11 protein-coding genes are annotated in these 12,860 nt (G+C 47.2%); 9 read left to right on the top strand and 2 right to left on the bottom strand.

Features of this window, described 5'->3' with window-relative positions; translation table 11 throughout:
* Positions 1-86 precede the first annotated feature (86 nt).
* The 4 genes from gcvP (at position 87) to HZF10_RS07610 (ending at position 5,332) form a co-directional block, all read left to right on the top strand.
* Complete coding sequence (gene gcvP / locus HZF10_RS07625; RefSeq protein WP_176005605.1) at positions 87-2,936, top strand: aminomethyl-transferring glycine dehydrogenase; 2,850 nt, start codon at positions 87-89, stop codon at positions 2,934-2,936.
* Positions 2,937-3,132: 196 nt separating this feature from the next.
* A complete protein-coding gene (locus tag HZF10_RS07620) occupies positions 3,133-3,504 on the top strand; it encodes a group III truncated hemoglobin (RefSeq protein ID WP_176005604.1) in 372 nt (123 codons plus the stop codon).
* Positions 3,505-3,634: 130 nt separating this feature from the next.
* Positions 3,635-4,696 carry a 3-oxoacyl-ACP synthase III family protein gene (locus HZF10_RS07615; protein ID WP_176005603.1) on the top strand — a complete coding sequence of 354 codons (1,062 nt, stop codon included), beginning with the start codon at positions 3,635-3,637 and terminating at the stop codon, positions 4,694-4,696.
* Positions 4,697-4,801: 105 nt separating this feature from the next.
* Positions 4,802-5,332, top strand: a complete 531-nt coding sequence (locus HZF10_RS07610; protein WP_176006065.1) for a class I SAM-dependent methyltransferase — start codon at positions 4,802-4,804, stop codon at positions 5,330-5,332.
* A 15-nt stretch (positions 5,333-5,347) separates the two neighbouring features.
* On the opposite strand, the gene HZF10_RS07605 is transcribed toward HZF10_RS07610, so the two are convergent.
* The gene (locus tag HZF10_RS07605) at positions 5,348-6,112 is read right to left on the bottom strand and encodes an alpha/beta hydrolase (protein WP_217703360.1); all 765 of its coding nucleotides are present in this window, start codon (positions 6,110-6,112) and stop codon (positions 5,348-5,350) included.
* 106 nt (positions 6,113-6,218) lie between these two features.
* On the opposite strand from HZF10_RS07605, the gene HZF10_RS07600 reads away from it, so the two are divergent.
* From HZF10_RS07600 to HZF10_RS07580, 5 genes are all read left to right on the top strand, one after another.
* Positions 6,219-7,067 carry a glycosyltransferase family 2 protein gene (locus HZF10_RS07600; protein ID WP_176005602.1) on the top strand — a complete coding sequence of 283 codons (849 nt, stop codon included), beginning with the start codon at positions 6,219-6,221 and terminating at the stop codon, positions 7,065-7,067.
* 190 nt (positions 7,068-7,257) lie between these two features.
* On the top strand, positions 7,258-7,794 hold the full coding sequence (locus HZF10_RS07595; protein ID WP_176005601.1) for a DUF2975 domain-containing protein: 537 nt from the start codon (positions 7,258-7,260) through the stop codon (positions 7,792-7,794).
* A gap of 2 nt (positions 7,795-7,796) precedes the next feature.
* Positions 7,797-8,003 carry a helix-turn-helix domain-containing protein gene (locus tag HZF10_RS07590; protein ID WP_176005600.1) on the top strand — a complete coding sequence of 69 codons (207 nt, stop codon included), beginning with the start codon at positions 7,797-7,799 and terminating at the stop codon, positions 8,001-8,003.
* Positions 8,004-8,069: 66 nt separating this feature from the next.
* A complete protein-coding gene (locus HZF10_RS07585; RefSeq protein ID WP_176005599.1) occupies positions 8,070-8,819 on the top strand; it encodes an MlaE family ABC transporter permease in 750 nt (249 codons plus the stop codon).
* Positions 8,816-9,595 carry an ABC transporter ATP-binding protein gene (locus HZF10_RS07580; RefSeq protein ID WP_176005598.1) on the top strand — a complete coding sequence of 260 codons (780 nt, stop codon included), beginning with the start codon at positions 8,816-8,818 and terminating at the stop codon, positions 9,593-9,595. The genes HZF10_RS07585 and HZF10_RS07580 overlap by 4 nt, the downstream gene beginning before the upstream one ends.
* On the opposite strand, the gene HZF10_RS07575 is transcribed toward HZF10_RS07580, so the two are convergent.
* Positions 9,596-12,793 carry a T9SS type B sorting domain-containing protein gene (locus HZF10_RS07575; protein ID WP_176005597.1) on the bottom strand — a complete coding sequence of 1,066 codons (3,198 nt, stop codon included), beginning with the start codon at positions 12,791-12,793 and terminating at the stop codon, positions 9,596-9,598.
* Between the last annotated feature and the right edge of the window lie 67 nt (positions 12,794-12,860).

Here is a 12,860-nt window from a genome sequence, read left to right as displayed (position 1 = left end):
CTAAAAATCAGCGTTAAAGCGAGTCTAATTTTTGCAAGTATTCAGTACTTTTGTCGCACTTTAAACAACACGCATTTTACCCTTATATGAGAACAGACGCTTTTGCATTGAGGCACATCGGACCTCGTGAGAATGATGTACAGAAAATGTTGAAAACCATCGGTGTCGAATCTATCGAACGCCTGGTTTACGAAACTCTTCCAGACGACATCCGTCTTAAAGCCCCGCTCGATCTTGAGCCTGCGCTTACCGAATACGAATTTTACAACCACATCGTGGCTCTTGGCAACAAGAACAAGGTTTTCAAGACCTATATCGGATTGGGTTACCATCCGACGATCGTTCCTGCGGTAATCCAACGCAATATCTTCGAAAACCCGGGATGGTACACAGCTTATACGCCTTACCAGGCCGAAATCGCACAAGGCCGATTGGAAGCGCTTTTGAACTTCCAGACGACCGTGATCGAACTTTCGGGCATGGAAATCGCGAACGCTTCTCTTCTTGACGAAGGCACGGCCGCGGCCGAGGCGATGGCGCTTTTGTTCGATGTGAGAACACGCGACCAGAAGAAAAACAACGTAAACAAGTTCTTCGTTTCCGAGGAAATTTTGCCACAAACGCTTTCGGTTTTAGAAACCCGTGCGACGCCGATCGGTATCGAATTGGTTATCGGAAATCATGAGGAATTCACTTTCGGTGACGATTTCTTCGCGGCGATCCTACAATATCCGGGCAAATTCGGGCAAGTTTTCGATTACGCCGGATTCATCCAGCAAGCCAAATCGAAAGACATCAAAGTTGCGGTCGCAGCCGATATACTGTCGCTCGTAAAATTGACGTCTCCGGGCGAAATGGGCGCCGATGTCGTTGTCGGAACAACCCAACGCTTCGGAATCCCGATGGGTTACGGCGGACCTCACGCAGGTTTCTTCGCGACCAAAGAAGAATACAAACGTTCGATGCCGGGCCGGATCATCGGCGTTACCGTCGATGTGAACGGAAACCGCGCGTTGCGTATGGCGTTGCAGACTCGTGAGCAGCACATCAAACGCGAAAAAGCGACTTCGAACATTTGTACGGCTCAGGTTCTTTTGGCCGTCATGGCCGGAATGTATGCGGTTTATCACGGTCCGAAAGGCCTTGAATACATAGCCGACAAGGTCCACGCTTCTGCGGTTACGACTGCCGACGCGTTGAACAAATTGGGCGTCTATCAGACGAATTCACATTTCTTCGACACGATTTTGGTCAAGGCCGACGCTGCGAAAGTGAAAGCGGTCGCCGAGAAAAACGAAGTGAATTTCTTTTATGTCGATGCCGATACGATCTCGATTTCATTCAACGAGACGACTTCGACTCAAGACATCAACCAAATCATCGCGATTTTCGCCGAAGCCGTCGGAAAAGAAACATTCACGGTTGCTGAATTGTCTGAAAACACACAATATCCATCGAACCTTTCGCGTACTTCGGAATTCTTGAAGCACGAGGTTTTCAACAGCCATCATTCGGAAACGGCCTTGATGCGTTACATCAAAATGCTCGAGAGAAAAGATTTGGCGTTGAACCACTCGATGATTTCGTTGGGTTCGTGTACGATGAAACTCAACGCAGCTTCTGAAATGTTGCCGCTTTCGATGCCGCAATGGAATTCGATCCACCCTTTTGCCCCGATCGAACAAGCCCAAGGCTACCTGACCATGCTCAAAAAACTCGAGCAGCAACTTAACGTGATCACCGGATTTGCGGGAACATCGTTGCAGCCAAATTCCGGAGCTCAAGGCGAATACGCCGGATTGATGGCGATCCGCGCTTTCCATATCGCGAACGGCGAAGGACACAGAAACGTGTGTTTGATTCCGGCTTCGGCCCACGGAACGAACCCTGCGTCTGCGGCAATGGCCGGCATGCACATTGTCGTGACCAAAACCATGGAAAACGGAAATATCGACGTTGAGGATTTGCGTGCGAAAGCGATCGAACACAAAGACGATCTGTCTTGTTTGATGGTGACGTATCCGTCGACTCACGGCGTTTACGAAGCGTCGATTATCGAAGTGACCAAAATCATACACGAAAACGGCGGACAGGTTTATATGGACGGGGCGAACATGAACGCCCAGGTCGGATTGACCAATCCAGCAACAATCGGTGCAGATGTTTGCCACTTGAACCTTCACAAGACGTTCGCGATTCCTCACGGAGGCGGCGGTCCTGGAGTCGGGCCGATTTGCGTCGCAGAACATTTGGTGCCTTTCCTTCCTACGAATCCAATCATTCCGACAGGCGGAAACCAGGCTATTTCGGCAATTTCCGCAGCGCCTTACGGATCGGCTTTGGTGTGTCTGATTTCGTACGGATACATCACGATGCTGGGTGCCGACGGCTTGAAATCGGCTACAGAACACGCGATCTTGAACGCGAATTACATGAAAGAGCGCCTTGCTGGTCATTACGATACGCTTTATACAGGCGAGATGAACCGCGCGGCCCACGAAATGATCATCGAATGCCGTCCGTTCAAAGAGAATGGAATCGAGGTTACCGATATCGCCAAACGTCTTATGGATTACGGTTTCCACGCGCCTACGGTTTCTTTCCCGGTTGCGGGAACGCTTATGATCGAGCCTACGGAATCGGAGAATCTTGAGGAATTGGATCGTTTTTGCGACGCGATGATTTCCATCCGCAAAGAAATTGCAGAAGCCAATATCGACGATAAGAACAACGTATTGAAGAACGCGCCACACACATTGGCAATGCTGACTTCGGACGCTTGGGATTTGCCTTACAGCCGTGAGAAAGCCGCTTATCCGTTGGCTTATATCGCCGAAAACAAATTCTGGCCTTCGGTTCGTCGTGTAGACGATGCTTACGGAGACCGAAATTTGATTTGTTCTTGTGCGCCGATCGAGGCTTACATGGAGTCTTAATCGGAATTCAAAATAGTTTTTGGCCACGAATGGCACGAATGACACAAATTTAGCATTAGTGAAATTCGTGAAATCCGTGGCTAATTTTTTAAGTATGATCCGAACACAAAATAGTTTTGGCCACGAATGGCACGAATGACACAAATATTTTAGCATTAGGGAAATTGGTGTGATTCGTGGCTAATTTTTTAAGCGTATGAACGACATCCAAAATAGAAAAGATTTAGAATTCCTGCTTTCGCGGTTTTACGATTCGTTACTTCAAAATCCTGAAATGCACCACATTTTCATCGACGTCGCCAAAATCGACATGCAGGAACATTTGCCCATCATAACCGATTTTTGGGAACAAGTGCTTTTCCAAACCGGCGATTACAAAAAAAACGTGATGAAACTTCACGTCGAGCTCAACGAAAAAGTACAGCTTTCACCAGAAAACTTCCAAACTTGGCTTGCAACTTTCCAAAATACCGTCGATGCGCATTTTTTGGGAGAAAATTCCGAAAAAGCAAAAACACGCGCGCTTAGCATCGCCACGATAATGCAGATCAAGCTCCAAGGTTTTTAAACTAAAATTCCGACATCCGCTTTTTTGACGTGCTTTTTTTGAACATCTCACAATTCCTAGAGGTTTTCTAATATTTCAGGTTTCAAAAACGTTTTAAAAGTTACCTTTATATTACCTAATTGCCCTTTAAATGAATGTCAGAATAACCGGTTCAGGAAGTTATATCCCTGAAGTCACGATGCGCAACGCCGATTTCGGCCAACACCAATTCCTCAACGAAGACGGAACGCCACTTCACTACCCAGGCGAAGTCGTCATCAAAAAATTCAAGGACATTACCGGAATCGAGGAAAGACGCTATGTCTCTGACGATTTACTTACTTCCGACATCGCTTATCTCGCTGCTGAAAAAGCAATAGAGGATGCCAAAATCGACCGTGAAACCATCGATTACATCATCATGGCGCACAATTTCGGAGACGTGAAAGCGGGCGCGATCCAATCGGATATTTTGCCGAGTTTGGCAACGCGCGTGAAATTCCGTTTGCGCATCAAAAACCCGAAATGCGTGGCTTACGACATTCTTTTCGGTTGTCCGGGTTGGGTCGAAGGCGTGCTTCAGGCCAATGCGTTCATCAAATCGGGAATGGCAAAAAGATGTTTGGTGATTGGAGCCGAAACGCTTTCGCGGGTAGTCGACATCCACGACCGCGATTCGATGATCTATTCCGATGGTGCGGGCGCAACAATCGTAGAAGCCGCAGGAGACGACGTGGGTTTGATCGCACACGAATCGGCGACTTTCACTTACGACGAAGCTTATTATCTATACTTCGGGAATTCGTACAACAAAGACCTCGATCCGGATGTGCGCTACATCAAGATGCACGGCAGAAAAATCTACGAATTCGCGTTGAATCAAGTGCCGCTTGCGATGAAATCGTGTCTCGAGAAAAGCGGCATCGATATTTCGGAAGTCAAAAAAGTCCTGATCCACCAAGCCAACGAGAAAATGGACGAGGCGATCATACAACGTTTCTACAAATTGTACGGGCAAACGCCTCCAAAAGACATCATGCCGATGTCGATCCACAAGCTCGGCAACAGTTCGGTCGCGACCGTGCCCACGCTTTACGATTCGCTCGTTAAAGGAAATTTGGACGGCGACCACGAGCTTCATAAGGGCGATGTGCTTATATTTGCGTCGGTCGGCGCAGGCATGAACATCAACGCTTTCGTTTACCGTTATTGATTTTTTAATCTTGATTTGAAATTGGGTTTCTTTTTGGAAACCTCAAAGGTTTCCAAAACCTTTGAGGTTTGTAAGAGCATCGCGATTTCAATCTCCTCGCAAATCATGTACGAAAACACGTATCCAGACAAACGCTTCCGCCTCACGTTGGCGTTCCTTAAAAAACATACTTCGGGCAACGAGAAAATCCTTGATCTCGGCGTCGAAAACCCGTTTTCAAAAATCATGAAAAAAGAAGGTTTCGAAGTGGCCAACACCACAGGAGAAGATCTTGACAACGACCAATCGGCGTTGAAGAACAACGATTACGACGTGTTGACCGCTTTCGAGATTTTCGAGCATTTCCTCAATCCTTATACGGTTTTGCAAAACGTGAAATCGGACAAACTGTTTATTTCCATCCCGATGCGTTTGTGGTTTTCACCTGCGTACCGTTCCAAAACCGATCCTTGGGACAGGCATTACCACGAATTCGAAGATTGGCAGCTCGACTGGCTTTTGGAGAAAACCGGCTGGAAAATCATAGACCGCCAAAAATGGACAAATCCCGTAAAGAAATTGGGTATCCGTCCGTTGTTGAGGCGTTTTACGAACCGATATTATATCGTGTACGCCGAAAAAATCAAGAACGCATAAGTCTTTCGGCAACGATCATTTTTTTGTTTTGGTCGCCAATATGATCAATTCCGCGACTTTTGGAGCTTGAGAAATAAAAACGGAATGGCTCGCGCCTTCTGCCTCGACCGTCACGCTTTTTGCCCTTTTTGCATAAAACCGTTCCAAGTCGGGATTGATGATGCGATCTGATTTCGCAACCATGTACCAACTCGGTTTGGTTTTCCACGCGGCATTGTGCACAGCGGCACGAAAAACCTTATCGGCAGTCGGTACTTGTGAATTGGCCATGAATCTGGCTTGATCGATGGGAAGATCGGCCGCGAAATCGGCTGGAAATTTTTCGGGAGTTATATAATCCAATCCGTCGTTTCCTTTAATAATCGATGTACTAGCGGGCGGATACGTTTTTACCAAGTCGGCCCTAAGTTCACCATCGTCGGGCGCATGAGCCGCGATATAGACCAACCCGACAACTTTCGGATTATTGCCAGCCTGAGTGATCACAACACCTCCATAACTATGACCGACCAAAATGCACGGTCCGTCCTGTTGATCGATTATCCGATTCACTTCGGCAACATCTTCGTCGAAATCCTGCAATTTATGTTGGGTTACCGAAACTTTATAACCTTTCTGCGTGAGTGATTGGTACACATCGCGCCATCCGGAGCCATCGACAAAGGCGCCATGAACAAGGACTACGTTTTTTATCGCAGAAGGATTTTGAGCATAAGCGATGTTGAAGAATGCACATCCTATGCCGACAATCAATATTGCAATAAATCTAATCCTCATCATTTTAACTGGATTTTTACTTCCTTAAAGGTAACGATTTAGACATTGTCATGACATGATTATGCTTTGAGTTTTTGCACAATCCCTTAGGAAACGATAGTTTTGCCTCGTGACTTATTCCATCGTAATTCCGGCTTACAACGAACAGAAATTCATCGCATTGACGTTGGATTCGCTCGTCTCGCAAACCATTTTGCCAAAGCAGGTGATTGTCGTCAATGACAATTCTACCGATTCTACTGCGGAAATCGTTTCCGGGTTTACCTCGAAATACGATTGGATCCAACTCGTCAACACGACTTCGGAAGCGGTGCATTTACCCGGAAGCAAAGTGATCCGCGCGTTCGAAAAAGGTTTTGCCGTGGTCGAACCAAATCTCGACATCATCGTAAAAGCCGACGCCGATTTGATTTTTCCCGAGAATTACTTCGAGACGATTTTGGATAAATTCCGATCGGACGACAAAATCGGTATGGTCGGCGGATTCGCCTATATCGAAAAAAACGGTGAATGGATTCTCGAAAACCTCACCGATAAAGACCACATCCGAGGTGCTTTCAAAGCCTACAGAAAAGCCTGCTTCGAGCAAATCGGCGGTTTGAAACCGGCTATGGGTTGGGATACGGCCGACGAATTGCTGTGTAAATTCTACGGTTGGAAAGTCGTCACGATTCCCGAACTCAAAGTAAAACACCTCAAACCGACGGGTTCGACTTACGACAAAGCGGCGCGTTACAAACAAGGCGCGGCTTTCTATACTTTGGGCTACGGCTTTTTGATTACGGCCATAGCGTCGGCGAAACTGGCCATGCGCAAGAAAAAACCGCTGCTTTTCGTCGATTACGTGAACGGTTTCCTAAAGGCGAAAAGCGAGAAAAAAACCATGCTTGTCAATGACGAACAGGCCAAATTCGTGCGCGCTTACCGTTGGAAAAAAATGAAGGAAAAGCTCTTCTGAATTTCCATCTCCAACTAAATTTTGTTTTCTAAAGTTTTATCTTCTTTTAATCAATCACAGCCAGAAGCGGACGTTGCTTTGCCTTATTGCTGATTCGTTTTTCAAAACATTTTTATCCAAAATCAAAATTTATTTATTGTTTATCAATAAAAACAAATAACTTTGTCTTGTAAATCAAATAATCATGTTTATGAAAACCAGTACTAAAAAAATCCTGAACGTATTGCACGTGTTGGCCTGGATCTGTTTCATCGGTGTCCTTTTTGAGGCGGGAAGCTTTTTATTCAATATGATCTATTCGGTCGGATTCCAACCCTTGGCCGCGGACTATTTCAATTTGGAAGGCGTTCTGGCTCTGGGCAAATCGGTGTTCTGCTTCCTGCTCACGCTGACCACGGTCGCCGCTGTGCTCAAGGCATTGGCGATGTATCGCATCATCAAGATCTTCACCGAGAAAAAACTGAACTTCAAGGCGCCTTTCAATAAAGAGTTCGGCAGGTTTATTTTTGCGTTGTCCTATTTCTCGCTTGCAATTGGTTTCGTCGCGTTTCTCACCGCAGAATATGTGGAATCAATACAAAAGCAAAATGTTTTCGTGCCTAGCCTTCAACGTTTAAGAGTAGCCGGATCGGACGTTTGGGTGTTCATGGGCGCGACTTTATACGTAATCGCGCTGATTTTCAAAAGAGGCGTCGAGATGCAGGAAGAAAGCGAATTAACGATCTGACCATGGCTATTATCGTAAACCTCGACGTCATGATGGCCAAGCGTAAAATGTCGCTCAACGAGCTGTCCGAAAAAGTGGACATCACCTTGTCGAATCTTTCAATATTGAAGACAGGAAAAGCCAAAGCCGTACGTTTCAACACGCTCGACGCCATCTGCAAGGCGCTCGATTGCCAACCGGGTGACATCCTGGAGTTTCGAGACGAGTAAATTAGAATTGGAAATGAGTCCATCCAATTGCCCATTAATTCGTATTTTAGCCCTTATTTCACGCCCATGATCCTATCGCGCTGGCTTACGCAAATCGGCAAATATTTTTTGATGGTTAAGGAGGTTTTTCGCAAGCCTACGAAATCTTCCGTGATGCGCGGACTCATCCTTAAAGAGATCGACGACCTCATCATCGGGTCGCTTGGTATCGTATCGTTCATTTCGTTTTTCGTCGGAGGCGTTGTCGCCATCCAGACGGCGTTGAACCTTACGAATCCGTTGATTCCGAAATATCTTATCGGATTTGCGACGCGACAATCGGTAATTCTCGAATTCGCACCGACGTTTATTTCAATCATCATGGCGGGTAAAGTCGGATCGTTCATCACCTCGAGTATAGGGACGATGCGCGTGACCGAACAGATAGACGCGCTTGAAGTGATGGGCGTGAACTCACTCAATTATTTGGTTTTCCCGAAAATCATCGCGCTGCTTTTTTATCCGTTCGTGATCATGCTGTCGATGTTCCTCGGCATTTTGGGCGGATGGATGGCCGGTGTTTACGGCGGATTTACGTCGAGTGCCGAATTCATATCGGGAATCCAGACCGAATTCATCCCGTTCCATATCACATATGCGTTCATCAAGACGTTCGTTTTCGCATTGCTGCTTGCGACCATACCTTCATTTCACGGATTTTACATGAAAGGCGGCGCACTCGAAGTCGGTAAGGCCAGTACGACGTCTTTCGTCTGGACTTCGGTGATGATCATCCTTTCGAACTACATATTAACCCAATTGTTGCTGAGCAAATGATAGAAGTAAAAGATGTCGTGAAATCGTTTGGTGACGCAACCGTGCTTAAGGGAATCACTACGACGTTCGAAACCGGGAAGACGAACCTCATTATCGGGCAATCAGGTTCGGGAAAGACGGTTTTGCTCAAGAGTCTGCTCGGAATCCACAAACCCGATTCGGGAAAGATCTTATACGACGGACGTGCTTATTGGGATTTGTCCGAAGACGAAAAACGCGACCTGCGTACCGAAATCGGAATGGTTTTCCAAGGAAGCGCGTTGTTCGACAGCATGACCGTCGCGCAAAACGTCGGTTTCCCGTTGCAGATGTTCTCAAGCAAATCGAAAGGCGAAATCAAGGACCGCGTAGATGAAGTGATCGCGCGTGTGAACCTTGTGGATGCGCACCACAAGAAACCATCGGAAATCTCGGGCGGTATGCAAAAACGCGTCGCAATCGCACGTGCCATCGTGAACAATCCGAAGTATCTTTTTTGCGATGAGCCGAACTCGGGACTTGATCCTAAAACCTCAACCGTCATCGACAACCTGATCCAGGAAATCACCCACGAATATAAGATTACGACCGTGATCAATACGCACGACATGAACTCGGTGATGGAAATCGGCGAGAAAATCGTTTTCCTCAAAGAAGGCGTACTGGCTTGGGAAGGCACCAAAAAAGAAATCTTCAAGACCGACAATGCCGCCATCGTCGATTTCGTGTATTCGTCGAACCTGTTCAAGAAAGTCCGCAAGGCGCAATTGCGCGAGGACAAAGGCGAATCTGTATAATTATTCGTTTCGCATCAAATACACCCAACCCGTTTTTTCCTGTCCTTCGGCATTTTGGATGTAGTAATAATACGTCGCGCTCGGCAACATATTACCATCCTTGCATTGGCCGTGCCATTGGTTCACGTAATCGTTCATCTCGTAAACGACCATTCCGTAACGGTTGAAAATCTTGACTTTTAGGTTGTCACCGAATCCGCTCAGGTCGAAATCGTCGTTGAGTCCGTCTTCGTTAAACGAAATACCTTTCGGGATTTGGCACAAAGTCGCCGTGACGTTTTGGGAGAAAGTCGCACTACAACCCGCCTGATTGGTAACGGTAAGCGAATATTGTCCCGGAGCGTTCCCCGAAATGTCGGCCGGATTTACAGAAGACGAATACCCGTTCGGACCGGACCAGGCGTAAGTAAACGTTTCGGCCGAAGCACTTGTAGCCGTAATCAACATGCGGTTGTTGTTACATTCCGCAGAAAGCGTAAAATCGGGTAATTCGCTTAAGATGACTTCCAAGTTCGATATTTCGGAAGGACAATCGCCTATAAAAGCCTGAACCGTATACGTGCCATTGTTGGCCGAAGTCGCATTCAATATCGTAGGATTTTGTTCGGAAGACGTAAAACCGTTCGGGCCAGTCCAAACATAAGTCGCACCGGCAACAGTCGAACTCAACAAATGCAAATCGCCCTGTTGGCAAACGTCCTGTTCGAGGAAAGCGATCGGATTTTCGGGAGCCGGATTGATCGTGAAACTGTGGACCGAAATATCGTCAGGTCCGCATTCCGAACTTTTGGTGTACACGAAAACATAAGTTCCAGAAGCCACGGACGTAGCATCCCAACTCGAAATCGACAACGTACCCGAAGCCGTATTTTCTGACCACACGCCTCCCGTTTGGAAATTCCCGCCTAGAAAAGCCGAAAGATCCAAAGTACCCGGATTGCCGCAATACGTTTCGCTGCTGTCAGTTCCCGCCTGAGCCAATGGCGTTATCATGTCGAGATTGAATTCGAGCGTAATATCGATACAGGATTCCGGATTGTCGGTAAAGATGTGCACATAGTACGTACCCAAATCGGCAGCCGAAATCGCAGGAATTTCGAGCGTGGCAGAATTAGACAAGACATTGCCCGGATTGTCGAGATACCACGTGTAATCGAGAAACTCGTAATTGGGTACGCTTAGCGTAAACGGTTGACCTTCGCACGTTCCCGAAGATATGATCTGCATCGAATAAGGTTCGCTGATTTCGAATAGGCGGTTCGCGATATTGCCGCAAACGTCCTGCACCTGGAAATTATAGATTCCCGGTGTCAATCCCGTGAAAATATTCGACGTCCCGTTGTTCACGACATACGGGCTGTTGTTCATTTGTGTAATGCTGTACTGAAGCGGTGCCATTCCTGTGGCATCGATGATCACATCGAAAGTGGCATTGTCGCACGAGAAGCTGTAGGCGTCTTCGATTATGGGCGCCAGAAGCACATCGAATTCATTCAAAACATTGATACAATGCCTTTCGGATTCAATTGTCGAGAACATCACGCGGTACGAAATCACGCGAAAATGACCGGTGTACAAAAGGTTTAGCGTCAACCCGTCTCCCAAAGGCCGTGAATTGCCCAAGTTCGGCTGCGTATTGATCGGGTACGGGTTACCTGTCTGCGGATGACCCCAAGTATTGGTGTTCGGATTGTATTTCTGCAACCAGAAACTGACACCTGCGGTACTGTTGTCTACATACGACAAATCGAGGTCGAACGAACCGCAATGCTGGATCACGTCTACATCGGCCTCGAAAACAAGACCGCTCAACGACACGGGAAAATCCCATTCGAATCCGCAGTCGTTCACGATATGGAAAATATACTCACCCGCCGGAAGATTCGCCAATCGCAACGCACCGCCCGCATCGAGCGCATAATTAAGGTTGTGTGGCAGTGGGTACGGATACGCGGCCGGAGCAGAAATCACATCTATGGTTTCGATTCCGCCGTCGGCACGGATGTAAACCGAAGCCATACCGGCCCCGCATCCTAATTGTATATTCACCGTCGGTCCTGGTGGTTCCACCGCTTCTACGGTAAACTCGATTTCATGTGGTTGCTGACAAAAATCGAGGGCCAACACCGTATAAGTACCTGGCAATAAATCGGGAATCGGAAATGAATTCGGCTGACCCATCACAAGTTCGTGAGGCAAATCGAATCCATACGTATCTGGCGCCGAAATGACAGTACCCGCCGTAGCAAAGTAAAGCGTATAATCGGTTGTATCGCAATCGCCTCCAGAAGGCGTCACGATCGGAATTTGAGGATCGTTTTCGACGCTTCCCTCATCTGTGTAGCTGAATCCGCAGGCATCCACCACATTAACCACATAACTATACGTTTCGTTTGGACCAACAATCAGGTTTTGTGTTATGGTAACCGAATTCGCACCTCCACTTTCGACCGTAAACGACGATGTGATGGGATCGCTTCCCGGAATGTTGATGGTATAGGTTACTTGCAACGGATACGCAAAAACCCCGGTAGTCTCAAAAGTTTGGTTCACGGCCATCAGATTGCAGCCAACCACTTCGGTAGTGGCATTGGCCGAAAAAGGAAGCGAAATCCCGGGATCGAAAATGAACGTATACGTTTGCACAAGGGCTTCACCGCATTCATCGAATACTCGAATCGTGTAGGTCCCGCCTTGGGTAACCACAAATTCGTTGGAAGCCTGCGCAGGAAAAGTCTGGGGCCCGGACATAACTTCATAAGAAATCGGGTTTCCCGAAGTTATGTTCACATGAAGAACGGCCGTCTTGTAACATTCCCCATAAGTATGGTTGATCGAATATTGCAGGTCTTCCACGTGATCGGTAATGATCACGTTTTCCTGTTGCGTACCCGTATTTCCGTTTAACGTCTGGGTGGCGATAACCTGATAATTCCCTGCGGTAAGACCCGAAAATGTCGCAGCTGATGTAACACTCACAGGCGTGGTCGTATTCGGCAACAGATAGATGCTGTACAACATCGACGAACCAGGCTGTGTCCCCGATACGGAAAACGTCATCGACCCGTTACCCGTACAGGTTTCGTTAGTATGCGTGATGTCGAAATCAAAGTCGGACAATTGGCCGAAAGCCGAAGTCGCACAGAAGCAAATCAGTAAAAAATAAAAACGGAAAAATCTCGGGTAACGGTTTCGCATCGTCTGGTCTTTTGGCTTATAGCCAAGATACGGATTGGGCGAAAAGGTTGCGCGTCAAAATGAGTAA

This window comes from Flavobacterium agri, assembly GCF_013401995.1.
Lineage (GTDB): Bacteria > Bacteroidota > Bacteroidia > Flavobacteriales > Flavobacteriaceae > Flavobacterium > Flavobacterium agri.
Note: the sequence above shows the minus strand (reverse complement) of the source record. Positions and strands in the feature narration are given on the sequence as shown.

Bases quoted from the DNA above. Each gene is read 5' to 3' on its own strand.
- gcvP (WP_176005605.1), top strand. From the start codon at position 87: ATGAGAACAGACGCTTTTGCATTGAGGCACATCGGACCTCGTGAGAAT.
- HZF10_RS07620 (WP_176005604.1), top strand. From the start codon at position 3,133: ATGAACGACATCCAAAATAGAAAAGATTTAGAATTCCTGCTTTCGCGG.
- HZF10_RS07615 (WP_176005603.1), top strand. From the start codon at position 3,635: ATGAATGTCAGAATAACCGGTTCAGGAAGTTATATCCCTGAAGTCACG.
- HZF10_RS07610 (WP_176006065.1), top strand. From the start codon at position 4,802: ATGTACGAAAACACGTATCCAGACAAACGCTTCCGCCTCACGTTGGCG.
- HZF10_RS07605 (WP_217703360.1), bottom strand. From the start codon at position 6,112: ATGATGAGGATTAGATTTATTGCAATATTGATTGTCGGCATAGGATGT.
- HZF10_RS07595 (WP_176005601.1), top strand. From the start codon at position 7,258: ATGAAAACCAGTACTAAAAAAATCCTGAACGTATTGCACGTGTTGGCC.
- HZF10_RS07590 (WP_176005600.1), top strand. From the start codon at position 7,797: ATGGCTATTATCGTAAACCTCGACGTCATGATGGCCAAGCGTAAAATG.
- HZF10_RS07585 (WP_176005599.1), top strand. From the start codon at position 8,070: ATGATCCTATCGCGCTGGCTTACGCAAATCGGCAAATATTTTTTGATG.
- HZF10_RS07580 (WP_176005598.1), top strand. From the start codon at position 8,816: ATGATAGAAGTAAAAGATGTCGTGAAATCGTTTGGTGACGCAACCGTG.
- HZF10_RS07575 (WP_176005597.1), bottom strand. From the start codon at position 12,793: ATGCGAAACCGTTACCCGAGATTTTTCCGTTTTTATTTTTTACTGATT.